Source organism: Streptomyces sp. SCSIO 75703 (assembly GCF_036607905.1).
Lineage (GTDB): Bacteria > Actinomycetota > Actinomycetes > Streptomycetales > Streptomycetaceae > Streptomyces.
In genome coordinates, this window is record NZ_CP144555.1 from 6,399,130 (window position 1) to 6,425,888 (window position 26,759).

Consider the following 26,759-nt stretch of genomic DNA (forward strand, 5'->3'; position numbering starts at 1 on the left):
CCGGGCGCCCGCCGGCGGGCCGGGCGCACGCCCCCGGCCGCCTACTCAGGCCGGATAGGCGTGCGTCTGCACCGCCTTGACGCTCGCCCAGACCTCCGTGCCGGGGAACAGGTCCAGCTCGGCGGCGGCGGCCGTGGTGAGGTCGGCGGCGAGCGGGAGGTCCCCGTCCAGGTCCGCGCGGATCCGGTCGCCGTGGGTCTCCAGCCCGGCGACCTCGCAGTGCCACAGGTTGCGGGCGCTGGACCCGGTCGGCCGCTCCCGGTGCAGGGTGACGGCGCTCGGCGCGAACGCCACGAAGACCGGCCCGGACAGCTCCTCGGTGGTCGTGACCGACGGCCCCCCGTCCAGCCGCACCGCGTGCCCCTCGGCCCGGCCCCGGTAGAGGTTCAGGCCGACCAGCCGGGCGATGTAGTCCGTGCGGGGGCGGCGCGCGACGTCCGAGGGCGTTCCCTCCTGCACCACCCGGCCGCCCTCCACCACGACCAGGCGGTCCGCCAGCACCATGGCGTCCAGCGGATCGTGCGTGACCAGCACCGCGACCGCCTCGAAGCCGGCCAGGTGGCGCCGGAGCCGGGCGCGCACCTCCAGCCGGGTCCGGGCGTCCAGCGCGGCCAGCGGCTCGTCCAGCAGGAGCAGCCGGGGCCGGGTGGCCAGCGCGCGGGCCAGGGCGACCCGCTGCGCCTGCCCGCCGGAGAGCCGGCGGGGCCGGGCACCCGCGTGCGCGGCGAGGCCCATCCGGTCCAGCCACTCGGCCGCCCGCGCGCGGGCCTCCGCCTTGGCCAGCCCCTGGCAGCGCGGCCCGAAGGCCACGTTGTCGAGCGCCGTCAGGTGCGGGAAGAGCAGGTAGTCCTGGAAGACCACGCCGACCGGACGGCCCTCCGGCGGGGTGCGGTCCAGCGGGGTGCCGTCCAGCCGCAGATGGCCGCCGTCCAGCGGCACCAGGCCGGCCAGGGCGCGCAGCGCCGTGGTCTTGCCCGCGCCGTTGGGGCCGAGCAGGGCGACCACGTCACCGGGCGCGGCGGTCAGCGCCACGTCCAGCCGGAAGGAGCCGCGGTCCACGACGAGCCGCGCGTCCAGGCCCGCCCCGGCCGTGGTCCCGGGGGCGGGGGCGGGGGCATCGGTGCGGTCACGGGTCGTCATGAGGCGGTCATCCAGCGGTCGCGCAGGCCGGCGAGGACCGCGATGGACACGGTGAGCAGGACCAGGCTGAGGGCGATGGCGGCCTCCGGGTCGCTCTGCAGGGCGAGGTAGACCGCCAGGGGCATGGTCTGGGTGCGGCCGGGGAAGTTCCCGGCGAAGGTGATCGTCGCGCCGAACTCGCCCAGCGCCCGCGCCCAGGCCAGCACCGCGCCCGCCGCGATGCCCGGGGCGATCAGCGGCAGCGTGACCCGGCGGAACGCGGTGAAGCGGGAGGCGCCGAGCGTCGCCGCGGCCTCCTCGAAACGGCGGTCGGCGGCGCGCAGGGTGCCCTCGACGCTGATGACGAGGAAGGGCATCGCCACGAACGCCTCCGCGAGCACCACCCCGGCGGTGGTGAAGGGCAGGGTGACGCCGAACCAGGAGTCCAGCCACCGGCCGACGACGCCGTTGCGGCCCAGGGCCGTCAGCAGGGCCACACCGCCGACCACCGGCGGCAGCACCAGGGGCAGCGTCACCAGCGCCCGCACCAGCCCGCGCCCGGGGAACTCCACCCGGGCCAGCACCCAGGCCAGCGGCACGCCGACGACCAGGCTCACCGCGGTGGCCGCCGTCGCGCAGACCAGGGAGAGCCGCAGCGCCTGCCACACCTCGGCGCTGGTGAGCTGCTCGGGCAGCCCGCTCCACGGCGCCCGCACCAGCAGCGCGAGCAACGGCACGAGCAGGAACGCCAGTCCGAGCAGGGCGGGCAGCAGCAGCGGCAGCGGCACGCCCCGGCCGCCCACCGCCCACGTCCGCGTCCGCTCATGACGCTTGCGGCCCGCGGGCGGGGCGGCCGTCGGTCCGGCCGTCACGGCGTCAGGAAGCCGGCTCCGGACAGGACCTTGCGGCCGGTCTCGGAGCGGACCAGGTCGATGAACGCCTTCGCGGCGTCGGCGTTCGGCGCGTCCCCGAGCAGGACGATCGGGTAGTCGTTGACGGCCCCGGACGCCTCGGGGAACTCCACGCCCTCCACCCTGTCACCGGCCGCGTGCACATCGGTCTTGTAGACCAGCGCGGCGTCGGCCTCCTTCAGCTCGACCTTGGTCAGGGCGCCCTTGACGTCCTGCTCGTAGGAGACCGGCGTCACCTCCAGACCGGTCGCCTCCAGGATCTTCTGGGTGGCGGCCCCGCACGGCACCCGCTTGTCGCACAGGACGACCTTCAGATCCGGCCCGGCGAGGTCCGCGAGCGCCGTGACCTTGTCCGGGTTGCCGGGCAGGGTGGCGATCTCGAGTCGGTTGCGGACGAAGGTGACGGGCTCGCCGGCGGCGGCCCCCGCGTCCGTGACCAGCTTCATCGTCGTGGTGCTGGCGGCGGCGAACACATCCGCCGGGGCACCGCTGTTGATGCCCGCGGCGAGGCTGTCGCTGCCGCCGAAGTTGAAGGTGACCTCGGTGCCGGGGTGCGCCTTCTCGAACTCCTCGCCGAGCGTGGTGAAGCTCTCGGTGAGGGAGGCGGCGGCGAACACGGTCACCGTCCCGGAGAGCCGCCCGGCGGAGGAGGAGCCGGAGCGCGGGGAGTCCGCGTCGGCGTCGGAGGAGTCACCGGACGAGGAACAGGCGCTCAGGGCCAGCAGCGCGGCGGCGCCGATGCCCGCCCTCCGCGCCGTCCGTCGGGTCCTGCGCGCGGTTCGGGTCATCACGGCTCACTCCTACGGGTCCTGACGGGCACACACGTCCACGGTCGCGCGCCGGCTGGGCCCGGCCGGACCACGGCCGGCGCCGGGCGGGCCCGGAGGCCGCGTACGCGCTGACGATGATGCCGCAGATGCCAGGAGAAAGACACCCGTCACCTTGCATGGGCACGGTCTGTGACCGACGGCCTTCGCATGTGCGGAACACGGAGTGCCGCTGGGCAACGCCCCCGGGAGGTGGTGGCCGTGCGCCGCTCACCCACGGCCCCCGGTGCGCCGGCCGCGGTCGCCCCCACCGGCGACCTGCGCCGCCCGGCCCGCCCGCCCGCCCGTCGCCGCGCCGCTCTCCCGGCCGGGGCGCGGGTCACCTTCTCCCCTCCCTCCGGCCGCGCCGAACGCGCCGCCCGCCACGGCCGCTGCCGGCCCCGGCAGCCTCCTCGCCGAGCCCCGCCCGTGGTCCGCGCCGCGGGCTGCCGGGCCCCGTCCTCACGAGGGCGCCCCGGGCCGCTTCCCGGCCCGCGCGGCGCGCCCCGGTCCCCGAGCGCGCTCAGGCGCGGTCGATGTGCACGTTGGTCGACTTCACCCGGGCGGTGGCCTCCATGCCGACCTCCAGCCCCAGTTCCTCCACGGCCTCCCGGGTCAGCAGCGACACCAGCCGGTGCGGGCCCGCCTGGATCTCCACCTGGGCGGCGACGTCCCCGAGCTTCACGGCGGTGACGATGCCGGGGAACGCGTTGCGCACCGAGGTGTAGGACGCGTCCTCCTCGGCGCCGCCGCCCTGGGCCAGCTCCACCGAGAACGCGGCCAGGGCCCGCCCGTCGATGAGGCGGCGCCCGCCCTGGTCCCGGTGGGTCGCCACCCGCCCGGCGTCCGCCCACCGGCGCGCGGTGTCCGGACTGACGCCGAGGAGCCGGGCGGCCTGGCCGATCGTGTACGACTGCATGCCCGCCAAGATAGGCGATCCCCGGCCCCGCCCCGGCGCCCCGGCCCCTCCCGGCGCCCCGGCCCCTCCCGGCGCCCCGGCCCCGTCCCGACGCATCGGCACGTGACCGCCAGGTGGCGGAGCGGGCGGCGTGGCCCCCGGACCGGGGTGGGGGGCGTGGGTAGCCTCCGCCGCATGGCGGTGGACAGCAGGACCGAGGAGCCGCCGCGCCGCGCGCCGGCGCGGCAGCGGACGGGGCGCACGCTCGGGCGGGCCCTGGTGCGGTGGACGACGACGACCGATCACAAGGTGATCGGCAACCTCTACATGACGACGTCCTTCGGCTTCTTCCTCGCCGGCGGCATCCTCGCCCTGCTGATGCGCGCCGAACTCGCCCGCCCCGGGCTCCAGTTGTTCACGGCGATCCAGTACAACCAGCTCTTCACCGTGCACGGCACCATCATGATGCTGCTGTTCGCCACCCCGCTCTTCGCCGGCTTCTCCAACGCGGTCATGCCGTTGCAGATCGGCGCCCCCGACGTGGCCTTCCCCCGGCTGAACGCCCTGTCGTACTGGCTGTACCTCTTCGGCGGGCTGATGGTCCTGTCCGGGTTCCTGACGCCCGGGGGAGCGGCGGCCTTCGGCTGGTTCGCCTACGCCCCGCTGAACAGCGCCGTCTTCAGCCCGGGGCCCGGCGGCGACCTGTGGACCATGGGGCTGGTGGTGGCCGGCCTGTCGACCACGCTCGGCGCGGTCAACTTCATCACCACCATCCTGTGCCTGCGCGCCCCCGGCATGACCATGTTCCGGATGCCGATCTTCACCTGGAACGTGCTGTTCACCTCGATCCTGGTGCTGCCCGCGTTCCCGGTGCTCACCGCGCTGCTGCTGGCGCTGGAGGCCGACCGCAAGTTCGGCGCGCACATCCTCGACCCGGCGAACGGCGGGGCGCTGCTGTGGCAGCACCTGTTCTGGTTCTTCGGCCATCCCGAGGTGTACATCGTCGCGCTGCCGTTCTTCGGCATCGTCTCCGAGATCATCCCCGTCTTCAGCCGCAAACCGATCTTCGGCTACGTCAGCCTGGTCGGCGCCACCATCGCCATCACCATGCTCTCCGCGGTGGTCTGGGCCCACCACATGTTCGCCACCGGCGCGGTGCTGCTCCCGTTCTTCTCGATGATGTCGTTCCTCATCGCCGTGCCGACCGGGGTGAAGTTCTTCAACTGGATCGGCACCATGCTGCACGGCTCGCTCTCCTTCGAGACGCCCATGCTGTGGTCCTGCGGCTTCCTGGTGACCTTCCTGCTCGGTGGCATGAGCGGTGTCCTCATCGCCTCGCCGCCGCTCGACTTCCACCTGACGGACTCGTACTTCATCGTCGCCCACCTGCACTACGTGCTGTTCGGCACGGTGGTCTTCGCCATGTTCGCCGGCTTCTACTTCTGGTGGCCGAAGTTCACCGGGAAGATGCTCGGCGAACGCCTCGGGAAGATCCACTTCTGGACGCTGTTCGCCGGCTTCCAGACCACCTTCCTCGTGCAGCACTGGCTCGGCGAGGGCGGTATGCCCCGCCGGTACGCCGACTACCTGCCCTCGGACGGTTTCACCGCCCTGAACACCGTCAGCTCCGCCGGCGCCTTCCTCCTCGGCGTGTCCACCCTGCCCTTCCTCTACAACGTGTGGCACACCCACCAGTACGGCCGGCGGGTGGAGCGCGACGACCCCTGGGGCTACGGCCGTTCCCTCGAATGGGCCACGAGCTGCCCGCCCCCGCGCCACAACTTCACCTCGCTGCCCCGCGTCCGTTCCGAATCCCCGGCCTTCGACCTGCACCACCCCGCCGTCAGCCGGACCGACCAGAGGCAGGACCAGTGAGGACCGAATCCCGTCTGTTCGCCGGAGTCGCCGCCTTCTTCGCCACCACCGCGACCGGCTACGGCTGGTTCTCCGCCGAGCCCGCGGGCACCGTCGCCCTCGCGCTCGCCTGCCTGATGGCCTCCCTGGTCTCCTTCTTCCTGCGGGTGCAGTACCGCAAGCGGGGATCGCGCGCGCAGGACCGGGGCGACGCCGAGGTCGCCGACGCCGTCGGCCCGCTGGGGTTCTTCGCACCGCACAGCCCGTGGCCCATCACCGTCGCCCTCGGCGCCATCGTCCTCGCCAACGGCATCGTCTTCGGCCTCTGGCTCGTCCTGATGGGCTTCGGCCTGCTCGCCTTCGCCGTCTGCGGGCTGGTCTTCCAGTACGCCGACCGGGGCGCTCAGCGCTCGGGACCGGCCGCCGGCGCCTCGCCCGGCTCCGCCGCCTCCGCGCCCGCCGAGTCCTCCGGGTCCACCCGGTCTCCGTAGTACCACTCGCTCAGCGTCGCCCGCAGCCGTCCCACCTCGGGCGACTCCTCGCCCGCCGCCGGGGCGGGCGCCAGGGGCAGCGGCTCACGGCGCGAGCGCAGCACGTGCCGCTCCTCCCCGTCCAGGGGCGTACTGCTCTCCACGTAGCCGCCGGTCAGCGTCTGGCGCAGCTCGCCGGTCTCCTCACCGTGCTCCAGCCGTTCCCGCTCGCGCTCCTGCAACGCCAGGCAGACCCGCTTGGTCACCATGAGGGCGAGCGGCGGCAGCACCACCAGGCAGACCCGGAACACCCACGTCAGCAGGTTCAGCGAGAGGCCGAAGGTCCGGGCGAGGACGTCGTTGCCGCCGGCCGCGGTGAGCACCGCGTAGAAGCAGATCGCGGCCACCCCCAGCCCGGTCCGCACCGGCGCGTCCCGGGGCCGGTCGCACAGGTGGTGCTCCTCCCGGTCACCCGTCACCCACCGCTCGAAGAACGGGTACGCGTACAGCACCGTGAACAGGGCCCCGGGCAGCAGCACCGCCGGAACCAGCACGTTCCACATCAGGGTGTGCCCGGCCAGCGACGTCTCGAACGGCGGCATCAGCCGCAGCGCGCCCTCCAGGAAGCCGACGTACCAGTCCGGCTGCGACCCCGCGGAGACGGTGTCGGGCCGGTAGGGGCCGTACACCCAGATCGGGTTGATCTGCGCCAGCGCGGCGAACACCGTGAGGACCCCGAACACCATGAAGAACAGGCCCGTGGAACCCGCCGCGAACTGCGGGAACAGCGGTTTGCCCACCACGTTGTGCCGGGTGCGGCCCCGGCCCGCCCACTGGGTGTGCTTCAGGTAGAAGACGAGGATCAGGTGGACGGTGACCAGCGCCAGCAGCAGGCCCGGGATGAGCAGGATGTGCAGCGAGTACAGCCGGGGCACCAGATCGTGCCCCGGGTACTGCCCGCCGAACACGAACATGCTGAGGTACGTCCCCACGACCGGGATCGAGAGCATGATGCCCTGCGCGATGCGCAGCCCCGTCCCGGACAGCAGGTCGTCGGGGAGCGAGTACCCGGCGAACCCCTCGGCGAGGGCCAGCAGGAACAGCGTCACGCCGATCATCCAGTTGACCTCACGCGGACGGCGGAACGCCCCGGTGAAGAAGATCCGCAGCAGGTGCACCCCGATGGCGGACAGGAACACCAGCGCCGCCCAGTGGTGCACCTGACGGATCAGCAGCCCGCCGCGCACGTCGAAACTGATGTCCACCGTCGACCGGTACGCCTCCGACATGGTCACCCCGACCAGCGGCCGGTACGAGCCGTCGTAGACCACGTCCGTCATCGACGGGTGGAAGAACAGGGTGAGCCACACGCCGGTCAGCAGCAGGACCACGAAGCTGTACAGGGCGATCTCGCCCAGCAGGAACGACCAGTGCTCGGGGAACGCCTTGCGCAGCAGCACCCCGCCCTCGGACACGGGGAGGCGGCCGTCGGCCCAGGTGACGGTGCGCTCGGCCGTGCGACGGGCCCGCGCGCCGGCACGGGCCCTCCTCCTCTTCAACACCACGGCGCATGGGTTCCCGCACCCCACCGTGGGAAACTACGCCCCCACCCCGGCTGGAGTACCCGGCCCGCGCGCCGGGTCCTCCTCCGGCCCCGCCGGCGCCCCTCCGGCGCGTCCCCCGGCCGGGACCCCGACGCCGGGTCAGCGCCCGCCCGGACCGCCGCTGCCGAACGAGCCGCTGCTGCCCTCGTCCCAGCGGCGCCGCTCCTGCGCGGAGGCGGTCCGGCTGCCCTGGTGCCGCAGTTCGTGCGGGAGCGTCCGGTCGTCGTCGCGGGGCACCTCGTCCGGCTCGCGCCGCTCCCGGACCTCCCCGACCGGCCCCTCGTCGGGCAGGCGTGGCTGCTCAGCGGGCGACGGCGGCGGCGGCTCCCTCCGCTTGAGGCGGATACCGAACGCGAAGGCCCCGATCAGCACGGCCACCACCACGACGGCCGCCACCACCAGCCCCACGCTCGCCGCGCCGGACCCTGCCGCGAGATCCCTCCATGCCTCGTTCATGGGGGCGCGGGTACCCTCCGCGACCGCGGCCAACCCGCCCCCGGCCCACACCGGGCCGGCCCGGCCGGCCGCCGCCGGCCGCGCGCACCCCGGCCGCGGGCGCGCGGCCCGCGCCGGGTTTACCCGGCGGGGCTCCCGGCAACCCGCCCGGTGTGAACCCGACGACTTCCCAGCAGGACCTCTTCCGTTTCCTGGAGGACCGGTTCGCCTGCGCCCAGGCGTGCGGCGAGTGCGCCAGGACCAGTGCGCTGCGGGCCAGTCTGGTGGACCCGGACGGGACGGAGAGCCGGGACCACGCCCGGCACCAGGGCATCACGTGCGCCGAGGTGTGCGACGCCACGTGCCGGGTGCTGTCCGACCAGAACCAGGTGGACGAGGACGTGATCCGCGCCCAGCTCGAATGGTGCAGGGGCGTCTGCCTGGAGAGCGCGCACGTCTTCGACGCCCACCCGGGGGCCGAGGACAGCGCGCGGGCCTGCCGGGACTGCGCCCGTGCCTGCGGCGCCTTCCTGGCCACCCTGCGCTGAGCGGCCCCCGCGCGCCCCGGGCCCCCGGTGGCCCGCCCCGGGCCGCCCGCCCTGCCCGGACCTCCTCGCCCCCGACCGCGCACGCCCCGCGCCCTGGCCCGGGACGGCGCCCCCGTGCTACCAAGAGCCATGAGCGCACCGCGGGTATCGCGCAGCCATGACGCCGTCGTCGTCGGAGGCGGGCACAACGGCCTGGTCGCCGCCGCCTACCTGGCCCGCGCCGGACGTTCCGTCCTGGTGCTGGAGCGGCTGGACCACACCGGGGGCGCGGCCGTGTCCACCCGGCCCTTCCCCGGAATCGACGTCCGCCTCTCCCGCTACTCCTACCTGGTCAGCCTCCTGCCCCGGAAGATCCTCGCCGACCTCGGACTGGACGTCCGGCTGCGCGCCCGCGCCGTCTCCTCGTACACACCCGTCGAACGCGGCGGCCGGCCCACCGGACTGCTCGTCGGCGCCGACGAGGCGCGCACCCGGGAGTCCTTCGCCCGGCTCACCGGATCGGACCGCGAGTACGAGGCGTGGCGGCGCTTCCAGGCGATGACCGGCCGCGTCGCCCGAGCCGTCTTCCCGACCCTCACCGAACCGCTGCCCACCCGCGCCGAGCTGCGCCGCAGGGTCGACGACGAGGACGCCTGGCGCGCCCTGTTCGAGGAACCGCTCGGGAGGGCGATCGAGGAACGGTTCGCCGACGACCTGGTGCGCGGCGTCGTCCTCACCGACGGGCTGATCGGCACCTTCGCCGACGCCCACGACCCCGGTCTGCGGCAGAACCGCTGCTTCCTCTACCACGTCATCGGCGGCGGCACCGGCGCCTGGGACGTGCCCGTCGGCGGCATGGGCGCGGTCACCGACGCCCTCGCGGACGCGGCCCGCTCCGCCGGCGCGGTCCTCGCCACCGGCCACGAGGCCGTCCGTATCGACAGCGACGGGCACACCGCCGAGGTCACCTTCCGCACGGCGGCCGGCGAGGGGGTCGCCGCCGCCCGGCACGTCCTGGTCAACGCCTCCCCGCACGAACTGGCCGCCCTGACCGGCAGCGAGCCGCCCCCGCCCGCCGAGGGCTCCCAGCTCAAGGTCAACATGGTGCTGAGGCGGCTCCCGGCCCTGCGCGACCCGGCCGCAGACCCCCGCGAGGCGTTCGCCGGCACCTTCCACGTCGCCGAGGGGTACGGCAGCCTCGCCGCCGCCCACGCCGAGGCGTCGGCGGGCCGCCCGCCCGCCGCCCCGCCGAGCGAGATCTACTGCCACTCGCTCACCGACCCGGGCATCCTCGGCCCCACGGCCCGGGACCTGCACACCCTCACCCTCTTCGGACTGCACACCCCCGCCCGGCTCTTCGCCCACGACCACGACCGGGTCCGCGAGGACATCCTGGCCGCCACCCTCGCCCAGCTCGACGCCCACCTCGCCGAGCCGCTGGCCGACTGCCTGGCCACCGACGCCGACGGCCGCCCCTGCGTCGAGGCCCGCTCCCCGCTCGACCTGGAACGCGATCTGCGGCTGCCCGGCGGCAACATCTTCCACCGCGAACTGTCCTGGCCCCACGCCGGGGACGGCACCGGCCGCTGGGGCGTGGAGACCGACCGGCCCAACGTGCTGCTCTGCGGCGCGGGCGCGGTGCGCGGGGGAGGGGTGAGCGGCGTCCCCGGCCACAACGCGGCGATGGCCGTCCTGGAGACCACCGGCGGATGACACCCGGGCCGCCGCGCCCGCCCGGCGGTGCGGCGCGGGAGCCCCGGCCGCGCCGCGCGCCGCACATCCCTTGACCCGGCGCCCGCGGCCACCGAAGATCGGCAGGCATGACGCCCGGACACCGCAGCACGGTCGACGGGGTGCTCCGGCGCAGCGCCCGCCGCACCCCCGCCCGCGTCGCGATCGAGTACCGCGACCGCTCCTGGACCTACGAGGAACTCGACGCCGCCGTCTCCCGCGCGGCGACCGTCCTGCGCGGGCGGGGCCTGTCCCCCGGGGACCGCGTCGCCGCCTACGGCCACAACTCCGACGCCTACCTCATCGCCTTCCTCGCCTGCGCCCGCGCCGGCCTCGTCCACGTGCCCGTCAACCAGAACCTCACCGGCGACGACCTCGCCCACATCCTCGGCCAGTCCGGCAGCTCCCTCGTCCTCACCGACCCCGCCCTCGCCGGACGCCTGCCCGGCGGCGTCCGCGCCCTGGCGCTGCGCGACACCGACGACTCGCTGCTCGCCCGGCAGGCCGGCGCCGACCCCTACGACGGCCCCGAGCCGGGCGGCGAGGACCTGGTCCAGCTCCTGTACACCTCCGGCACCACCGCCCTGCCCAAGGGCGCGATGATGACCCACCGGGCCCTGGTCCACGAGTACCTGAGCGCCATCACCGCCCTGGACCTGAGCGCCGGGGACCGCCCCGCCCACGCGCTGCCCCTCTACCACTCGGCGCAGACGCACGTCTTCCTGCTGCCCTACCTCGCGGTCGGGGCGAGCGGCGTCATCCTCGACGCGCCCGACGGCGACGTGCTCTTCGACCTCGTCGAGTCCGGCCGGGTGGACAGCCTCTTCGCGCCGCCCACGGTGTGGATCGGGCTGGCCAACCGCCCCGACTTCGACAGCCGCGACCTCGGCGGCCTGCGCAAGGCGTACTACGGGGCGTCCGTCATGCCCGTCCCGGTCCTGGAGCGGCTGCGCGCCCGGCTGCCGGACCTCGCCTTCTACAACTGCTTCGGCCAGAGCGAGATCGGCCCGCTGGCCACCGTCCTCGGACCCGACGAGCACGAGGGCCGCATGGACTCCTGCGGCCGGCCCGTCCTCTTCGTCGACGCCCGCGTGGTCGACGAGGACGGCGCGGACGTGCCCGACGGCACCCCCGGCGAAATCGTCTACCGCTCCCCGCAGTTGTGCGACGGCTACTGGGGCCTGCCCGGGGAGACGGCGGCGGCGTTCCGCGACGGCTGGTTCCACTCGGGCGACCTCGCCGTCCGGGACGCCGACGGCTACTTCACCATCGTCGACCGGGTGAAGGACGTCATCAACTCCGGTGGCGTCCTGGTCGCCTCCCGCCACGTCGAGGACGTCCTCTACACCCACGAGGCGGTCGCCGAGGCCGCCGTGGTCGGCCTGCCCGACGCACGGTGGATCGAGGCCGTCACCGCGGTCGTCGTGCCGCGCGGCGAGGTCACCGAGGAGGAGCTGATCGCCCACGTCCGCGGCCGGCTCGCCGCCTTCCAGACGCCCAAGCGGGTGCTGTTCGCCGAGGCGCTGCCCCGCAACGCCAGCGGCAAGATCCTCAAACGCGCGCTGCGGGACGGCCTGGCCGGCGCCTGAGCGGCACCGTCCCCGATCTTCACGCCGGACGAGGGGCGCCGTCGTGTCCGGCGTGTGCGAGGGCGGCTGCGACCTCACCCGAGGGGTGTCGCCGCGGGCTTCGCGGACACGGGCTCCTCGGCACCCTCCCGGCGTGCCCGCATCCGAGCGGGGGCGGCGCCGGACGGGGGATGATGAACGGAAGAACGCACTCCGGAGGTGAGGACCCCATGAGCACCCTGCCGGTCATCGCGGCGGTCGACGGTTCGCACGACAGCCTGCGCGCCCTGGACTGGGCCGTGGACGGCGCCCTGCTGCGCGAGGCGCCGCTGCGGGTGGTGCACGTGCGCCAGTACGCGGCCTGGCCGCAGGCCGACGTCCTGGTGGCCGGGCCGCCGGACACCGGGGAGGACCCGGTGCTCGACGAGGCCCGCCACCACCTCGCCGAGCGCACCGGGCTCCCCCCGATGGAGTACATCGCCCTGGAGGGCGTCCCGGGCGGGGTCCTGCCGGAACTCGGCGCCGGCGCCCAACTGCTGGTCCTCGGCTCCCGGGGCCGCGGCGGCTTCGCCAGCCTCCTGCTCGGCTCCAACGGCCTGGCCTCCGCCCGCGACGCCGCCTGCCCGGTCGTCGTCGTGCCCCGCCCCGGCCGCGAGGTGCACGGCGAGGCCCCCGCCCAGGAGGGCCCCCGGGTGGTCGTCGGCCTCAACGTCGACAGCCCCGACGAGGCCACCCTCACCTTCGCCTTCGAGGAGGCGTCCCGGCGCGGCGCCCGGCTCCAGGTCGTCGCCGCCTACCCCTGGCCGGTGCAGAGCTGGGCCGCCGCCGGACAGATCGTCGCCCCGGCCGTCGACGAGGCTTCCCTCGCGAGCGAGACCCGCACCCTCGCCGACGGACTCCTCGCCCCCTACCGCGGACGCCACCCCGAGGTGCGCGCCGAGGCGCTGCCCGTGCCCGGCGACGCCGCCGGCCACCTCGTCGAGGCGTCCCGCGACGCCGACCTGGTCGTCGTCGGCCGGCACCGGCGGCGCCTGCTGGCCCCCGCCCGCATGATGGGCTCGGTCACCCACGCCGTCCTGCTGCACGCGGCGGCCCCGATCGCGGTCGTGCCGCCCGCCCCCGCGGAGGAGTGACGCGACGGCCCGCCGGGTCCTCCCGGCGGGCCTCCCCGGGGGGCGCGGAAGACGTCCGCCGAGTGCGCCGCCCGCACGCCGCGCGCCGGGCCCGGCCACGTACCATGGCGGCATGTCGTTCCTCCGCCGCCGCAGCGCCACCCCCGCCGGGCCCGACTTCGACGTACTGGCCATGGATCCGGGTGACTGGCCCGGGAATCTGGGCGCCGGTCTGCTGCCGGCGCCCGACGGGAGCTGCCAGGGCGTCTTCCTGCGCTACGACCTGTTCGGCGGGCGCGGACCCGCGATGATCATCGGCAATCTGCCGCAGGGGTCACCGGCCCGCGACCTGCCCGAGGGGGAGGCCCCCTTCGAGGTCGGCCAGCTCCTGCTGGCGCTGGAGAACGACGACGAGGTGACCGTCGTGGGCTCCGAGGACGTGCCGGTCATGCAGGGGGACAACCTGCTGATCGTGCGCCGTCTCAAACTCTCCGAGAGCCGTGTCTCCTGCGTGCAGTTCGACCGCAGCGACGACGTCCTGGTGACCATCGCCGCCTGGGACCGCCCGATCACCGACGACCTGTACGCCCTGCTGAAGCCGCTTCCGCCGGAGCTGTTCCAGCAGGGCTGAGGCACCACCTCGGAAACCGCCCTCAGGCACCGCCCACCACCACGCGCACGTCGGCGGCGCGGACGTAGGCGATCCGGTGGCCGAACTGGATCTCGTAGTAGAGGTCCTTCCCGGTCACCACCCGGTGGGAGGCCGGATCGAAGGTGGCGGCCCAGAGGTACTGGCCCGGCACCTTGTCCCCGGCCACGTACCGCTGGCCCCGGGGCAGGGTGTAGGGCAGCGGCGCCACCTCCTGCACGGGGACGCCCGCCGGATAGGCCGCCGCCTCGGGGTAGGCCCGCCCGTACACCGGGACGCTCTCCAGCCCCTCGCGCGGGGTCACCGTGCGGCCCGTGCCCGGCACGGCCGCCGGGCGGGACGACGGGTCGCGGAACCACGCCTTCTGCCCGAGGTACCAGATGGCCGTCCAGTCCCGCCACCGGTCGGCCACCGCGAACCGCTGGCCGGTGGACACCCGGGACGACAGGTCGTTCACGTCGGTCGTGGGGGCGCTGCCCAACCCGATGTCCTCGACCAGCGGCGACGACGCGTCGTGGTCCGTGTGCAGCCGCACCGCGCCCGAGCCGTGCGGCGCGCACGGCTCGCCGGCCGTCTCGCAGCCGGTGTACTCGGGGCGGTTGGCGGCGTAGTCGGGGCGGATCGTGACCACGCCGGAGTTCCCGCCGCCGGTCGCCTCGAAGGGACGGCCCAGCAGCCGGAAGTAGTGCCGCCAGTCCCAGTACGGTCCCGGGTCGGTGTGCATGCCGGGGACGGTGGCGGCGGTCGGGCCCGGCACGTTGTCGTGGCCGATGATGTGCTGCCGGTCCAGCGGGATGCCGTACCGCCCGGCCAGGTAGGCCACCAGCCGCGCGGAGGAACGGTACATCGCCTCCGTGTACCAGGAGTCCGGTTCCGCGAGGAAGCCCTCGTGCTCCAGGCCGATCGAGTGCGCGTTGACGTACCAGTTGCCCGCGTGCCAGGCCACGTCCTTCGCCTTGACGTGCTGGGCGACGTGGCCGTCGGTGGAGCGCAGCGTGTAGTTCCAGGAGACGTACGACGGGTCCCGCACCATGTTCAGGACGCCGTCCCAGGTGCCCTCCGTGTCGTGCACGACGATGTAGCGGATGCGCTGCGAGGCGGGCCGGTCGCCCAGGTCGTGGTTGCCGTAGTCGTCGCCCCCCAGCTCCTGGTACGGCGCCGGGACCCACTCGCACGAGACCGATGCCGGACATTCGGTCCCGGCCCGGGAGGCCGCCCGCAGCCCCGCGCGGGCGAGCTGCGCGGTGTCGGGGGCGAGCGCGGGCCGGGCCGGCAGGGCGACGCGCTGGCCGGAGTCGGTGGTGCGCCGCTCCCCGGCGCGGATCACGGCGTACACCTCGTCGGCGTAGGCGGCGGCCGACGCGGTGTCGTCCGCGCCGGAGAACCGGGCCACCGCCCCGTACCAGTCGGCCGGGTCCCCGCTCGGCTCCCGGCCCAGTTCGCGCTGGGCGGCGGCGAGCAGCGCCGCGCCGCCCGCCACGTTGGCGGCCGGGTCGGTGCGCAGCTCGGCCGGGTCCCGGCCGGTCAGCCCGGCCGCCCTCGGCAGGGTGGTCAGCCGGGCGGGCAGGTCGGCCGGGAGCGGAGCGGCACGGGGCCTGAGCCGGGGACGGGCGTCGTCGCCGCGCGGGTCCTCGCCGCCCCGGTCGTGGTGGGAGCCGGCGGTCGTCGCGGTCCGCGCGTCGGTGAGGTGCATCGGGCCGTAGCCGCCGGTCACGCTCGGGGCTCCGCCGTGGTCGTCCCAGCGGGACTGGAGGTAGGAGACGCCGAGCAGCACGCTCTGCGGCACGTGGTACTCGGCCGCCGCCGCGGCGAACGCCCGCTGGAGCCGGTCCGGCGGGCCGGCGGGCCCGGCGGCCGGGCGGGCAGTGGAGGGGGCCGCGCCGAGCAGCGGGACCAGGAGCGCGGCGGCGGCGAGGGCCGTGGCCGGGGCGCGCAGGCGCCGGCCGGCGGGGGTGGGCTCGGTGACGGTGACGGATCCTCGCAATGCGGCCTCCAGTGACGGTCGGGGCGGAGCGGGGCGTGCGGGGCCGAGCGTGCGTCAGTGGTACCCGGCATCCGACGATCCGTCAATCATGCCGACGCGGCACCGGATTCCCGTGGTGCCGCGCGGCCCCGGGGCGCGTTCGGGGGCGGGCCGAGGACCGGCCCCGCACGCGGAAGACCGCGGGGCGCCCCCCGTTCCCAGGGGGCGCCCCGCGGTCGTGCCCGCGCGCGTCCGTCCGTCAGCGCGTGCCGACCGCCGCGCGCACGGCCCGCCGGGCCGTCTGGCAGTCGTCGTGCAGCCGCCGCAGCAGCAGCCGCTGCTCCTCACCGGTGGCCACGGCACCCGGGTGGGCGGGCGCCGGCGGGGCGGTGTCCCGCATCGACCGCTGCACGGCCGTCTCGTACGTACGGATCTCCCGGGTCAGCACCAGCATCAGGTTGACCAGGAACGCGTCGCGGGCGGCCGGACCCGAGGACTGGGCGATCTGGCTGATCTGGCGGCGGGCCGCGGGCGCGTCACCGAGGATCGACCAGAGCGTCGCCAGGTCGTACCCCGGCAGGTACCAGCCCGCGTGCTCCCAGTCCACCAGCACCGGCCCGGCCGGCGACATCAGGATGTTGGACAGCAGCGCGTCGCCGTGGCAGAACTGGCCCATGCCCTGGCGGCCGGAGGTGTGGGCGATCCCGTGCAGCAGCTTCTGCAGGTCGCCCAGGTCCCGGTCGGTGAACAGCCCCTGCTCGTGGTAGCGGGAGATCCGCTCCGCGTAGTCCAGCGGGGCGTCGAAGGTGCCCGCCGGCGGACGCCAGGCGTTGAGCCGGCAGATCGCACCGAGCGCCGCCCGGATGTCCGCCCGCGGCGGGGCTTCCACCGGGTGCCGCTGCAGGGCCGTCGGCCGGCCCGGCATCCGCTCGATCACCAGTGTGCAGTCGTCCGGGTCCGCCGCGATCAGCCGCGGCGCGCGGACCGGCGGGCGGTGCCGGACGAAGGAGCGGTAGGCCGCTATCTCGTGCCTGATCCGCTCGGTCCACACGGGGGAGTGGTCCAGTAAACACTTGGCGACCGCGGTGCTGCGCCCGGTCGTGCCCACCAGGAGCACGGACCGCGCGCTGCGCCGCAGGACCTGCACCGGGGCGAACTCCGGGCAGATCCGGTGCACGGAGGCGATCGCCGCGCGCAACGGTGCCCCCTGTGGGCCGGACATGTCGATCCGGCCGCTGGGCGGCTGGGCGCCGGGGCCGCGCCGCGCCCTGCCCGCCCCGAGCACCGGGGCCGCGGGACGCGCGGGGGCGAGGTAGGGGCCGCCGGCCGCCGGCTGGCGGGGGTGCGGCGGCCGCGGCGGCGCGGACACGGAGGACGATGCTGCGTACATGGGCGGAACAGATCCCTTCGTGTGCCTGCTGTGCCTGCCTGAAAAGCGGTGCCTGTCCGAAAGGCGTCGCGCTGCCCGGCCGGTCGACGGGCGGCCACCCTGGGGAGTGGCTCCCGGCGACCGGGCCGGGGTGGCGCATTCCTACCTGACACCCCTGAGCCCCTGGCACACCATCTGGCGCACCCTGGCGAACGGTGGCGAATAGTCGCCCGGCAACCTGCCCCGGGCTACTGTCAACTCAGCCGAGAACCTGGGGGCTTGACGTGAGCAGAGAACCCAACACCCGCCTGTCGGACCTGTTCGGCCTGGCCGGCTGGTCCAAGGGCGAGCTCGCGAGGCTGGTCAACCGGCAGGCGGCGGCCATGGGCCACCCCCAGCTGGCGACCGACACCTCGCGGGTGCGGCGGTGGATCGACATGGGGGAGATCCCGCGCGATCCGGTGCCGCGGGTGCTGGCGGTGCTGTTCACCGAGCGTCTCGGCCGTGTCGTGACCATCGAGGACCTCGGTCTGGTCCGGCACGGGCGTGCGGGGAAACGGCAGGGCGGCGGGGGCGAGGAACGCCCCGACGGTGTGCCGTGGGCGCCCGAACGGACCGCCGCGGTCCTCACCGAATTCACGGGAATGGACCTCATGCTCAACCGACGCGGCTTGGTGGGCGCGGGCGCCGCGCTCGCCGCGGGCTCCACACTCACCAGTGCCATGCACGACTGGCTGCACACCGACCCTGACCCGGTCGCCGACGCTTTCGACATCCATCGCTCCCTGCACGCCGACCCCGCCGGGTTCGACCGCTACGAGGCCGCCCCCATCGGGTCGCAGGAGATCGAGGAACTGGAGCGCTCCGTCGAGGTGTTCCGCGCCTGGGACGCCGCCCGCGGCGGCGGTCTCCAGCGCAAGGCCGTGGTGGGCCAGCTCAACGAGGTGGGCGGCATGCTCGCCTACCACCACCCGCCCCATCTCCAGCGGCGCCTGTGGGGTGTCGCCGCCAACCTCGCGGTCCTCGCGGGCTGGATGTCGCACGACGTCGGCCTGGAGCCCACGGCCCAGAAGTACTTCGTCATCGCCGCCCACGCCGCCCGCGAGGGGGGCGACCGGCCGCGCGCCGGGGAGGCCCTGTCGCGGGCGGCCCGGCAGATGGTGCACCTGGGCCGGCCCGACGACGCCCTCGACCTGATGAAGCTCGCCCGTTCCGGTTCCGGCGACGAGGTGCTGCCGCGCACCAGGGCGATGCTGTTCACCATCGAGGCCTGGGCGCAGGCGTCGATGGGCAAGGGCCAGGCCATGCGCCGCACCCTGGGCCAGGCCGAGGACCTCTTCGTCTCCGACCGGCCGCACGAACCCGCCCCCGACTGGATGCAGACCTTCAAGGAGGAGGACCTCTACGGCATGCAGGCCCTGGCCTACCGGACGCTCGCCGAGTTCGAGCCCGCGGCCGCGGCGCAGGCCCGGCACTTCGCCGAGAAGGCGCTGGCCCTGCGGATCGACGGCCGCCAGCGGTCGAAGATCTTCGACTACCTGTCGATGGCCTCCGCCTGCTTCATCGCCGACGATCCCGAACAGGCGGACCGGTACGCGCGGCTCGCCCTGGTGTCGATGGGCTCCAACTCCTCCCAGCGCACCTGGGACCGGCTGCGCCAGATGTACCGGCTCACCGCCGAGTACGCCGGGTACCCGAGGATCCGGCAGTTGCGCGAGGAGATCGAGCTGGCGCTGCCCAGGACCCGGCAGCCCGGGGGAGGGGGGAGCGGCAGTACCGCCCCGGCCTGACCCGGCGTGACCGGTCCCCGGACGGGACGCCGGCTCCGGGCCCCGTCCCGCGGGCCGGCCGCCGGGTCCGTCAGGCCGTCACCCGGGCGGCGAGCACACAGGCGTCGACCGCGCCGCCGGTGCCGCCGCCCGTGCCGCCCAGCTCCCGCGTCACCGAGCGCACGACCTCCCGTGCCGAGCGGGCCCCGCGGAGCCGGGGGGCCAGGGCGAGCAGCCGGTGGGCGAGGGCGGCCGAGGCGTGCCCGGGATGCTCCGCCGCCGGTCCGCCGCTGTGCAGGAGCAGCAGGTCACCGGGGTGGAGGCGGGCCGTGGCCGGCCCGTCCAGCACCCGCCCCGTTCCGCCGCGGAAGAGCAGCGGGGCGGGGTGTCCCGTGTGCCCCCACACCAGGCTGCGGGAGCCGGGGCGGAAGCCGCAGCACAGGGCGGTGCCGGGGGCCGGCCCGGCGGGGGTGCCGAGCAGGAGGCCGAGCCGGTCCGCCAGCTCCTCGGGCCGGACACCGGCCAGCGCCATGCCGCGCAGCGCCCCGATCGCCAGGGCGGGCCCCGGTGGGTGTCCGGCCCCGGCGGCCAGGCGGCCCACGCCCAGCAGGGTGTCGTCGCCGGTGAGCGCGCAGGCGTCGTACCAGGAGGTGCCCCCGGTGACGCCGGCCGGGCCCGGCAGCCGGGCGGCGGCCAGTTCCAGGCCCGGCCGCCCGTCCTCGGGGAAGGGCAGCAGGCCCTGCCACGGCGCCGGTTCGGCACCGGCCGCGTCGGGCACCGGCGCCGCGGGCAGGTGGAGCGAGGCGTGGGTCTCGCTCACCGCCCGCTCGGTCAGCCGCAGTTCGCTGACGTCCCGCAGCACCGCCCACATCGAGGCGGTGCCGCCGTCGGCGTCGAGCACGGGCTCGCCCATCATGTGCACGGTCCGTACGGCGCCGTCGGGGCGCACGATGCGGAACTCGCCCTCGATCGACCGGGCGTCGACCAGGCAGTCGGTGACCATCGCGGTCAGCCGGGGCCGGTCCTCGGGCAGCACCAGCGAGGGCAGCGCGTCCAGGCTGAGCGGTGCCTCGGCGGGGTCACGGCCGAGGATGAGGTACAGCTCGGAGGACCAGTCGGCCTCGTCCGTCAGCAGGTTCCACTCGGCGCTGCCGACCCGGCTGAGCAGGGAGGAGGGCCGGGGCAGGGGCGCTGGACCGTCACGCAGCCGGGCCAGGTGGTCGTCGAGGTCCCGCAGGTGGTGCAGGGCCAGATCGCACAGGGCGCGCTGCCAGCGCCCGCGCGGGTCCGTACCGTCGCCCTGGCTGTCCCGCCGTACGGCGTCCACCTCGCCCCGCAGCCGCCGCGCCTGCGATATCAGGGCCTCGACCGAGCCGCGCCCCGGGGGCTGGGCGGCCGGACGGTCCGCGGACAGGTGGGACGGCATGACGCACTCCGATGTGCTGAGGGTACGACCAGGGCGGGACCGGTGCTGGCGGAAGGGCCGCTACGACTGTGGCACAGCCCCCGACGCCCTGTAAGGGATTTGGCGACACACGATACGGGGGTGCTTTCGGCATATGCCACCGTCTCCCCGGAGTGACTTCCGCGCGTGAACGGCGTACGCGCGAAGCCCGTCACGGCGTAGGCGGCCTACGCGACATGACGTCGGCGCGGCAGGCGGCGGCCGGGTTCGTTCACGCGTTCGGGGTACGGGTGTTCGCCGCTGCCTCCCGGCCCGCCCGGATGCGGTGACGCCGGGCGGCAGAGCGCGGTCAGGGGCGCCGGGGCGACGGTCCGGCGGGCCCGCGGCGGCGGTGCGGCTGTGGCGGACAGGGTGCCACGGCCGCCGGCCGGATGCCACGGCCGGCGGCCGGGCGTCAGTAGCGCAGCACGCCGGCGATGCCGTCGGCCGCGCCGAGCGCGCCGTCCGGGACGAAGCGGACCTCGGCCCCGGTCTCCAGGCACTGTTCGACGATCTCGTCGACGATGTCCTCCCGGGCGTCCAGATCGCCGTCGTCCGCCGGAACGAGGTGGTCGCCGTCGTCCCGCACGGTCACCCGGTAGTTCTCCTCGACGGCCAGCAGCCGCACCCGGCCCTCGCGCACGCTGCGCCACAACTCGTCGACGCCGGCCGCGAAGTCCTTGCGCCCCCGGGCCGCCTCCAGCTCCCGGGCCACCGCGTCGGCCGCGCCGCGCGCCTCGGCCTCCAGCACCGGGCGCACCGCCTGCCACACGGAGTCGGGCGTGCCGTGGGCGAGGCCGCCGTGCGGCACGGGCACCGCGTCGCGCAGGACGGTGCCGGCCTCTTCCAGCAGGGAGAGCGCGGGCTGCGGCCCGGTGACGTAGACCGGGCGCGGGTCGGCGCGCAGCACCCGGTCCATCGCCGTGTCGGCCTCCCGCAGGAAGGCGCGGGTGTCCTCGTCGCGGAAGGCGCTCGGCGTGTCGCCGATCCGTTCCACGCGCTCGGGGTCGAAGTTCGGATCCGGGCGGTCCATCGGGAAGCCGGCGGTGTGCTCCTCGACGACCCGCTCGGGGCCCCCGCTCCAGAGGGTGACGCGGTCGGCGGCGACCGACAGCACCCAGTACGGGCGACCCGCGGCGTGCGCGGCGACGAGGTTGCGGGTCAGGAAGGTGTCCGAGAGCACGACGCGCTCGGGCACCGGACGGGTGAGGGTCCAGACCTGGTGCTCGCCCGGGGCGGCGAAGATCGCCAGCCCGTCCTCGGCGTACGTCAGGTCGACCTCGGCCAGGGCGCGGTCCAGTTCCCGGGAGACCTCGGTGCGGCGCTCCCGGGTGACCGCCGGATCCTCCTCCAGACGCCGCTTGGCCTCGGCGACGACGTTGCGCAGCCGGACCGGGTCCTGGGAGTTGTCGGGGGCGCGCCGGTGGGTGGGCGTCAGCAGGGACACCGCCGGGTAGGGGCGCGGCCGGCGCAGTTCGGCGAGGGTGGCGGGACTCAGCTCGTGCTCCATGTCAGCACCATAGGCCGGGCGGACGTATCGGGCATTCGGGGCAGTCGCCGGGTGGTGTCCGGCCCGGCGGACCGGTGCCCGCGCGGCCTGCGGCGCGGGCCCGCGGGCGCAGGGGGCGGCAGCGGCCCGCGGTGCGGCGTGCGCGCGGGGCCGGCGGCGGGTCAGCCGGTGCCCTCCCGCGCGTCCTCGGGCCCGCACGAACTGCCGTCGGGCGGCAGGGTGCCGTAGAGCAGGTAGTCGTCCACCTTGCGGTGCACGCAGCGGGAGGAGGCGTAGCCGGTGTGGCCCTCGGAGCGGTTGTCGAGGACGACGGCCGGGGACCCGAGCCGCTCGGCGGTCTCCACGGTCCAGCGGTACGGCGTCGCCGGGTCCCCGCGCGTGCCCACGAGCAGCATCTTCGCCGTGTCCACGTCCTTCACCCGCTCGCGGATGTAGTCCGTGCCCGCGGGGCGTCCGTAGCACATGAGGACCTGCGTGAGCCGGTAGCGGCCGAAGACCGGGGACGCCGCCTCGTACCGTTCGCGCAGCGGTCCCAGCGAGCGCAGCACCCGCTCGGCGCCGGGCCGGTCGGGATCGTCGGCGCAGTTGACCGCCATCAGGGCGGAGGGCAGGTTGTCGCGGGGGACGTCCTCCTCGTCGGTGAGCCCGCCGTCCCGCCCGCTCCCGGCGGCCCGGACGGGGAAGCCGACGCCGCCCGAGACAAAGTTCTCCAGCCCCCGGGTGTCGCCGTCGTCGGTGAGCTGTCCGATCGCCCGCTGCATCGAGGGCCACAGCTCCCGGCTGTACAGGCCCTGCACCATCGCGCCCACCAGGTCCTGCCCGGTGAACTCGCGGCCGAGGGAGGACGGCACCGGGTCCGCGTCGAGCGAGCGCACCAGCCGGACCACCTGGCGGCGCGCGTCGCGGGCGTCCCGGCCGAACGGGCAGCCGATGTCCTCGACGCACCAGTCGAGGAAGTGCTCCAGCGCCGTCTGCTGGCCCCGTGCCCCGGCGAGTCCCTGCTCGGCCAGCGGTTCCGTCAGCGTGTCCACACCGTCCAGCGCCATCCGGCCCACCTTGTCGGGGAAGCGGGCCGCGTACACCGCGCCCAGCCGCGTCCCGTACGAGAAGCCCAGGTAGGTCAGGCGGTCGTCGCCGAGCGCGGCGCGGATGACGTCCATGTCGTGGGCGGAGTCGACCGTGCCGATGTGGCGCAGGACGGGCCCGGAGTGCCGGGCGCACTCGGCGGCGGCGTCCCGCAGCCGGGCCAGCACGGCCCGCGCGTCGGCCATGTCCCGGTCCCCGTCGGTGGCCTCCATGATCTTCTCGGTGGCCGGGCCGCAGGTCACCGGGGAGGACCGGCCGACACCGCGGGGATCGAAGCCGACGACGTCGTAGCCGTTGGTCAGCGGCATGAACGCCTGGCCGGCGGAGGCGAGCGCGCTGACCCCGGAACCGCCCGGACCGCCGAAGTTCAGCAGCACCGAGCCGCGCGCGGGCCCCGTCGCCCGGTAGCGGGCGAGGGCCAGGTCGAGGGTGCCCGCGCCGGGCCGCGCGTAGTCCAGGGGGACGGTGACCTTGCCGCACTGGAGGTCCTTCGGCACCTCCAGCCCCCGGCAGGCCGACCATCGGACCTTCTGGTCGTAGAAGCGGGACAGATCGGGGCCCCCGTCCCGCGCGGCGGCGGGCGCGACGCCCGTGCCGAGCAGGGCCAGGCCGAGCGCGCCGGTGGCCGCGCGGCGCCGGACCGAGGACCTTATCGACAGCTTGGCCGGCATCGATGCCTCCCGGGCGCCCCGTCGCGGACCGGTCGTCGACGCCCTCGCTCACCATAAGCGGGGCCCGCGCGGGCCGCCTCCGGGCGTCCGAGGCGGCCGTCCGGCCGGTCCCGGCCGCCCCGTGCGCCGGTCCCCTGCGGCGTCCCGCGCCGGTCGGTCTTCACGGCAGGTTCGAAGCCGGCCACCCGATGGGGTGAAAGGCCGAGGGGCCATAACCCGGCGCCGGGCCCCGGCGTTTACCCGGTGCGGGCGAGTGCCCGTGAGCCAAGTCTGGAAGGCAGGGACCTGATGAGAAGGGTGACCCGTACCGGTGTCCTCGCCGTCGCCGCCTCCGGGGCCATGGCCGTGACGCTTCCGGCGTGCGCGGCCTTCGCGGCCGACGGAGCCTCGGCGGACGGTACCGCGGCCGGTTCCCCCGGAGTGCTCTCCGGCAACACCGTCCAGCTCCCGGTGGACATCCCGGTGAACGTCTGCGGGAACACGGTCGACGTGGTGGGACTGCTCAACCCCGCCATGGGCAACCGCTGCGCCAACGTCTCGGACGGCGGCGCCAGGGCGGGGGGCGGCAGCTCCGGCGGAGCGGTCGCCGAGGGCGCGGCCGAGGACTCGCCGGGCGTGCTCTCCGGCAACGGGGTGCAGCTCCCGGTGCACGTCCCGGTCAACGCGACCGGCAACAGCGTGAACGTGGTCGGGATCGGCAACCCGGTCTTCGGCAACGAGTCGGTGAACACCACCGGCGAACGTCCCGAGCGGCCCCGCGTACCGGAGCGTCCGGAGCCGGAGCCGTCCGCGCCCGCCGAGCACCGCGCGGTGCCCCGGCCGGCCCCGGAGGCGGCGGCGCCGCAGACCACGGCGTCGCTCGCCCACACCGGCGCGGACGAGGCGCTGCCGCTGCTCGCGGGCGGCGCGGCCCTGGTCCTCGGCGGTGCCGTCCTCTACCGGCGCTTCCGCCCCCACGCGGCGGCCTGACCGACCCGCCCCTCGCGCCGGTCCCGGCCCCACACGGGACGGCGCGGCCCCCCGCGCCGGTCCGCCGCCGTGCCGGACCCCGTGGCTCAGGCGCCGTGGAAGCGGCGGTGCAGGGCGCGGATCTCCGCCGTCAGCTCCGGCACCGGACCCTCCACCACCACGTCGGGCGCGACCTCGCCGACCGGCAGCGTCCGCACCGGGGGCCGTCCCACGCCCAGCTCGTCGAGCCAGCCGACCAGTTGCTCCGACGAGGCGACGTACACGATGCGCCCGAGGCCGACCCACGCGTGCGCCGCGGCACACATCGGGCAGTGCTCGCCGGACGTGTAGACCGTCGCCGCCGCCCGCTCGGCCTCGCTCAGGTGGGCCGCCGCCCAGCGGGCCAGCTCGAACTCCGGATGCCGGGTGCGGTCACCCGAGGCCACCCGGTTGTGGTCCTCGGCCAGCACGGTGCCGTCGGCACCGACCAGCACCGAGCCGAACGGCTCGTCCCCCGCCTCCAGCGCCTCGGCGGCCAGTTCCACGCAGCGGCGCAGATACGTCAGTTCGGTGTCCTTCACGACCATGGCGCAGGGCCCTCCTCGGGGTGTCGTTCTCCGCCGCGAACCCTACGTCCTGTGGTGCCGGCCCCCGGGCCCCGGCACCACCGACCCGCCGCGCCCGAACCCCCGGCACCACCGACCCGCCGCGCCGCGCGCCCGGCACCACCGCACCGGAGCCGGCCCCCGGCACCCCCGCGGCCCGCCCGCAGACCCGGACACGCCGAGCGGCACGCCGGCCGGACCGGCGTGCCGCCAGGCACCGTGTCGCGCCCTCCCCGAGGGCGGGGCCCCTCAGCCGCCCGCCCTGGACCGGTCCAGGGCGGCCACGCCGACCGCCGCCAGACCGATCTGGATCAGCCACTCGATCCAGTCCACGCCCTTGGTGTCGGCCACCCCGAAGGCGTTCGCGATCCACGAGCCGATGAGCGCGGCCACGATGCCGACCAGGATCGTCCACAGCACGCCGATGCGCTGGCGCCCCGGGACCACCAGCCGGCCCAGGACACCGATGACGACGCCGATGACGAGGGCACTGATGATGCCGTCGATCTCCACTTCCACCCCTCTCCGTCAAGACCCCCGCGGGATGACGTGTGCCCGCTGGCGGCGACGGCAGTCCGCCGACGTCCAACCCGCTTGCCTGTGAAGGCCGTTGACAGAAAGGGCCGCGGGCCGGCCCGGCGGTCCGGACCGGCCCGCGGCCGGGAGCGCGCACCCGGCCCAGGGTCTTTCGTCTGAAGCGAGAGGTCCTAGTTGTATTGACCCGCAGCGTTGTTGACACGGCTGATGGGCGGGTGTCCGTCCAGTGCGGTGTGGCAGCGGTGGTGGTTGTAGGTGTGGAGGAAGTCTGCCAGGGCTTCGGTCCGTTCGGTGTTTGAGGTGTAGGGCCGCAGGTAGGCCCATTCGTCGAGCAGGGTGCGGTTGAAGCGTTCGACCTTGCCGTTGGTCTGCGGCCGGTAGGCCCGGGTCAGCTTGCCGGTCGCGCCGAGCTCGGCCAGGACTGCCTTCCAGGCCAGGCCCTTGCGGTAGGCCCAGGCGTTGTCGGTCAGCACCCGCTCGATCCGGGTGATGCCCTGGCTGTGGAAGAACGTGGCCGCGCGGGTGAGGAAGCCCGCGCAGGTCGCGGTCTTCTCGTCGCCGTGGATCTCGCTGTAGGCGAGGCGGGTGTGGTCGTCGACGGCGGAGTGGACGTAGTCGAAGCCCATGTTGTTGCGGGTGGCCCGGCCGGCCTGGCGGCCCAGCGCTTTGTGACCGCCGCCGTCGGGGATCCGGCCGAGTTTCTTCACGTCGACGTGGATGAGTTCCCCGGGACGCTCGCGTTCGTAGCGGCGGATCAGCGTGCCGGTGGGGCGGTCGAGCCAGGCCAGGCGGTTGAGCCGGTGGCGGGTCAGGATCCGGTGGACGGTCGAGGCGGGCAGGCCCAGGATCGGGCCGATCCTGGCCGGCCCGAGCTTGCGGCTCTGTCGCAGGTCGCAGACGCGGGTTTCGACCGAGGCCGCGGTCCGGTGCGGCGTCGTGTGAGGCCGGCTCGACCGGTCGTGCAGGCCCGCCTCGCCTTCAGCCCGCCACCTGCGGATCCATTTGTGAGCCGTGGCCCGGGAGATACCCATCTCGGCGGCCACGTGAGCGACCGGACGGCCTGAGCAGACACGTTCGACCAGCAGTCTTCTACCGAAGACGGTCAGCCGGGCATTACGGTGGGGCACGAAGACCTCCGTGCGGTGAGTTCCTAGACAGCTCCCACCACACCGG

At 75.2% G+C, this 26,759-nt stretch carries 23 protein-coding genes; 9 read left to right on the top strand and 14 right to left on the bottom strand.

Annotated features, from left to right (window positions below; genetic code table 11):
• Nucleotides 1-45 precede the first annotated feature (45 nt).
• The 4 genes from VM636_RS28125 to VM636_RS28140 all read right to left on the bottom strand — a co-directional run bounded on the left by VM636_RS28125 (nucleotide 46) and on the right by VM636_RS28140 (nucleotide 3,755).
• Entirely contained in the window at nucleotides 46-1,140 is a 1,095-nt protein-coding gene (locus VM636_RS28125; protein ID WP_053913110.1) for an ABC transporter ATP-binding protein, read from the bottom strand.
• Complete coding sequence (locus VM636_RS28130; RefSeq protein WP_199809350.1) at nucleotides 1,137-1,922, bottom strand: ABC transporter permease; 786 nt, start codon at nucleotides 1,920-1,922, stop codon at nucleotides 1,137-1,139. Before VM636_RS28130 ends, VM636_RS28125 begins: the two co-directional genes overlap by 4 nt.
• Before the next feature lie 65 nt (nucleotides 1,923-1,987).
• On the bottom strand, nucleotides 1,988-2,818 hold the full coding sequence (gene modA, locus VM636_RS28135; protein WP_053913109.1) for a molybdate ABC transporter substrate-binding protein: 831 nt from the start codon (nucleotides 2,816-2,818) through the stop codon (nucleotides 1,988-1,990).
• Nucleotides 2,819-3,359: 541 nt separating this feature from the next.
• On the bottom strand, nucleotides 3,360-3,755 hold the full coding sequence (locus VM636_RS28140) for a helix-turn-helix transcriptional regulator (RefSeq protein ID WP_030419170.1): 396 nt from the start codon (nucleotides 3,753-3,755) through the stop codon (nucleotides 3,360-3,362).
• A gap of 174 nt (nucleotides 3,756-3,929) precedes the next feature.
• On the opposite strand from VM636_RS28140, the gene ctaD reads away from it, so the two are divergent.
• The gene (ctaD, locus tag VM636_RS28145) at nucleotides 3,930-5,609 is read left to right on the top strand and encodes a cytochrome c oxidase subunit I (RefSeq protein WP_051821232.1); all 1,680 of its coding nucleotides are present in this window, start codon (nucleotides 3,930-3,932) and stop codon (nucleotides 5,607-5,609) included.
• Nucleotides 5,606-6,079 carry a cytochrome c oxidase subunit 4 gene (locus VM636_RS28150; RefSeq protein WP_030419172.1) on the top strand — a complete coding sequence of 158 codons (474 nt, stop codon included), beginning with the start codon at nucleotides 5,606-5,608 and terminating at the stop codon, nucleotides 6,077-6,079. Before ctaD ends, VM636_RS28150 begins: the two co-directional genes overlap by 4 nt.
• Here the strand turns inward: VM636_RS28150 and VM636_RS28155 are convergent.
• A complete protein-coding gene (locus VM636_RS28155) occupies nucleotides 5,992-7,623 on the bottom strand; it encodes a ubiquinol-cytochrome c reductase cytochrome b subunit (RefSeq protein ID WP_053913107.1) in 1,632 nt (543 codons plus the stop codon). The genes VM636_RS28150 and VM636_RS28155 overlap by 88 nt on opposite strands.
• Before the next feature lie 138 nt (nucleotides 7,624-7,761).
• Nucleotides 7,762-8,118, bottom strand: a complete 357-nt coding sequence (locus tag VM636_RS28160) for a DUF6479 family protein (RefSeq protein WP_338485958.1) — start codon at nucleotides 8,116-8,118, stop codon at nucleotides 7,762-7,764.
• Between the two features lie 152 nt (nucleotides 8,119-8,270).
• Between VM636_RS28160 and VM636_RS28165 the strand changes: the two genes are divergently transcribed.
• From VM636_RS28165 to VM636_RS28185, 5 genes are all read left to right on the top strand, one after another.
• Nucleotides 8,271-8,645 (top strand): four-helix bundle copper-binding protein, encoded by a 375-nt coding sequence (locus VM636_RS28165; RefSeq protein ID WP_338485959.1) that lies wholly within the window; start codon nucleotides 8,271-8,273, stop codon nucleotides 8,643-8,645.
• Between the two features lie 129 nt (nucleotides 8,646-8,774).
• Entirely contained in the window at nucleotides 8,775-10,337 is a 1,563-nt protein-coding gene (locus VM636_RS28170; protein ID WP_338485960.1) for an NAD(P)/FAD-dependent oxidoreductase, read from the top strand.
• 107 nt (nucleotides 10,338-10,444) lie between these two features.
• Complete coding sequence (locus VM636_RS28175) at nucleotides 10,445-11,944, top strand: acyl-CoA synthetase (protein WP_030419177.1); 1,500 nt, start codon at nucleotides 10,445-10,447, stop codon at nucleotides 11,942-11,944.
• Between the two features lie 209 nt (nucleotides 11,945-12,153).
• Nucleotides 12,154-13,056 carry a universal stress protein gene (locus tag VM636_RS28180; RefSeq protein ID WP_030419178.1) on the top strand — a complete coding sequence of 301 codons (903 nt, stop codon included), beginning with the start codon at nucleotides 12,154-12,156 and terminating at the stop codon, nucleotides 13,054-13,056.
• A 112-nt stretch (nucleotides 13,057-13,168) separates the two neighbouring features.
• Nucleotides 13,169-13,666 carry a hypothetical protein gene (locus VM636_RS28185; protein ID WP_030419179.1) on the top strand — a complete coding sequence of 166 codons (498 nt, stop codon included), beginning with the start codon at nucleotides 13,169-13,171 and terminating at the stop codon, nucleotides 13,664-13,666.
• 22 nt (nucleotides 13,667-13,688) lie between these two features.
• On the opposite strand, the gene VM636_RS28190 is transcribed toward VM636_RS28185, so the two are convergent.
• Nucleotides 13,689-15,620 (bottom strand): N-acetylmuramoyl-L-alanine amidase, encoded by a 1,932-nt coding sequence (locus VM636_RS28190; protein ID WP_338486476.1) that lies wholly within the window; start codon nucleotides 15,618-15,620, stop codon nucleotides 13,689-13,691.
• Nucleotides 15,621-15,906: 286 nt separating this feature from the next.
• On the bottom strand, nucleotides 15,907-17,037 hold the full coding sequence (locus VM636_RS28195) for an aminoglycoside phosphotransferase family protein (protein ID WP_030419181.1): 1,131 nt from the start codon (nucleotides 17,035-17,037) through the stop codon (nucleotides 15,907-15,909).
• A 263-nt stretch (nucleotides 17,038-17,300) separates the two neighbouring features.
• Here VM636_RS28195 and VM636_RS28200 point away from each other — a divergent pair, with 263 nt between their 5' ends.
• Entirely contained in the window at nucleotides 17,301-18,806 is a 1,506-nt protein-coding gene (locus VM636_RS28200; protein WP_030419182.1) for a hypothetical protein, read from the top strand.
• Nucleotides 18,807-18,876: 70 nt separating this feature from the next.
• On the opposite strand, the gene VM636_RS28205 is transcribed toward VM636_RS28200, so the two are convergent.
• From VM636_RS28205 to VM636_RS28215, 3 genes are all read right to left on the bottom strand, one after another.
• Nucleotides 18,877-20,211 (bottom strand): PAS domain-containing protein, encoded by a 1,335-nt coding sequence (locus VM636_RS28205; protein ID WP_030419183.1) that lies wholly within the window; start codon nucleotides 20,209-20,211, stop codon nucleotides 18,877-18,879.
• Nucleotides 20,212-20,644: 433 nt separating this feature from the next.
• Nucleotides 20,645-21,739, bottom strand: coding sequence for a chemotaxis protein (locus tag VM636_RS28210; RefSeq protein WP_053913103.1), 1,095 nt, complete (start codon nucleotides 21,737-21,739; stop codon nucleotides 20,645-20,647).
• A gap of 161 nt (nucleotides 21,740-21,900) precedes the next feature.
• A complete protein-coding gene (locus VM636_RS28215) occupies nucleotides 21,901-23,496 on the bottom strand; it encodes an alpha/beta hydrolase (protein ID WP_338485961.1) in 1,596 nt (531 codons plus the stop codon).
• A 288-nt stretch (nucleotides 23,497-23,784) separates the two neighbouring features.
• Between VM636_RS28215 and VM636_RS28220 the strand changes: the two genes are divergently transcribed.
• Nucleotides 23,785-24,465, top strand: coding sequence for a chaplin (locus VM636_RS28220; RefSeq protein ID WP_030419186.1), 681 nt, complete (start codon nucleotides 23,785-23,787; stop codon nucleotides 24,463-24,465).
• Nucleotides 24,466-24,551: 86 nt separating this feature from the next.
• On the opposite strand, the gene VM636_RS28225 is transcribed toward VM636_RS28220, so the two are convergent.
• From VM636_RS28225 to VM636_RS28235, 3 genes are all read right to left on the bottom strand, one after another.
• Nucleotides 24,552-25,031 (bottom strand): nucleoside deaminase, encoded by a 480-nt coding sequence (locus VM636_RS28225; RefSeq protein WP_030419187.1) that lies wholly within the window; start codon nucleotides 25,029-25,031, stop codon nucleotides 24,552-24,554.
• Nucleotides 25,032-25,298: 267 nt separating this feature from the next.
• Nucleotides 25,299-25,562, bottom strand: a complete 264-nt coding sequence (locus VM636_RS28230; RefSeq protein ID WP_030419188.1) for a GlsB/YeaQ/YmgE family stress response membrane protein — start codon at nucleotides 25,560-25,562, stop codon at nucleotides 25,299-25,301.
• Between the two features lie 194 nt (nucleotides 25,563-25,756).
• Nucleotides 25,757-26,713 (bottom strand): IS481 family transposase, encoded by a 957-nt coding sequence (locus VM636_RS28235; RefSeq protein WP_338485962.1) that lies wholly within the window; start codon nucleotides 26,711-26,713, stop codon nucleotides 25,757-25,759.
• Nucleotides 26,714-26,759: the final 46 nt, after the last annotated feature.

What these genes read in the sequence shown, in the direction of transcription:
- VM636_RS28125 (WP_053913110.1), bottom strand. Translation starts at nt 1,140, where the DNA reads ATGACGACCCGTGACCGCACCGATGCCCCCGCCCCCGCCCCCGGGACC.
- modA (WP_053913109.1), bottom strand. Translation starts at nt 2,818, where the DNA reads ATGACCCGAACCGCGCGCAGGACCCGACGGACGGCGCGGAGGGCGGGC.
- VM636_RS28140 (WP_030419170.1), bottom strand. Translation starts at nt 3,755, where the DNA reads ATGCAGTCGTACACGATCGGCCAGGCCGCCCGGCTCCTCGGCGTCAGT.
- ctaD (WP_051821232.1), top strand. Translation starts at nt 3,930, where the DNA reads ATGGCGGTGGACAGCAGGACCGAGGAGCCGCCGCGCCGCGCGCCGGCG.
- VM636_RS28160 (WP_338485958.1), bottom strand. Translation starts at nt 8,118, where the DNA reads ATGAACGAGGCATGGAGGGATCTCGCGGCAGGGTCCGGCGCGGCGAGC.
- VM636_RS28170 (WP_338485960.1), top strand. Translation starts at nt 8,775, where the DNA reads ATGAGCGCACCGCGGGTATCGCGCAGCCATGACGCCGTCGTCGTCGGA.
- VM636_RS28175 (WP_030419177.1), top strand. Translation starts at nt 10,445, where the DNA reads ATGACGCCCGGACACCGCAGCACGGTCGACGGGGTGCTCCGGCGCAGC.
- VM636_RS28180 (WP_030419178.1), top strand. Translation starts at nt 12,154, where the DNA reads ATGAGCACCCTGCCGGTCATCGCGGCGGTCGACGGTTCGCACGACAGC.
- VM636_RS28185 (WP_030419179.1), top strand. Translation starts at nt 13,169, where the DNA reads ATGTCGTTCCTCCGCCGCCGCAGCGCCACCCCCGCCGGGCCCGACTTC.
- VM636_RS28195 (WP_030419181.1), bottom strand. Translation starts at nt 17,037, where the DNA reads ATGTACGCAGCATCGTCCTCCGTGTCCGCGCCGCCGCGGCCGCCGCAC.
- VM636_RS28205 (WP_030419183.1), bottom strand. Translation starts at nt 20,211, where the DNA reads ATGCCGTCCCACCTGTCCGCGGACCGTCCGGCCGCCCAGCCCCCGGGG.
- VM636_RS28210 (WP_053913103.1), bottom strand. Translation starts at nt 21,739, where the DNA reads ATGGAGCACGAGCTGAGTCCCGCCACCCTCGCCGAACTGCGCCGGCCG.
- VM636_RS28215 (WP_338485961.1), bottom strand. Translation starts at nt 23,496, where the DNA reads ATGCCGGCCAAGCTGTCGATAAGGTCCTCGGTCCGGCGCCGCGCGGCC.
- VM636_RS28220 (WP_030419186.1), top strand. Translation starts at nt 23,785, where the DNA reads ATGAGAAGGGTGACCCGTACCGGTGTCCTCGCCGTCGCCGCCTCCGGG.
- VM636_RS28225 (WP_030419187.1), bottom strand. Translation starts at nt 25,031, where the DNA reads ATGGTCGTGAAGGACACCGAACTGACGTATCTGCGCCGCTGCGTGGAA.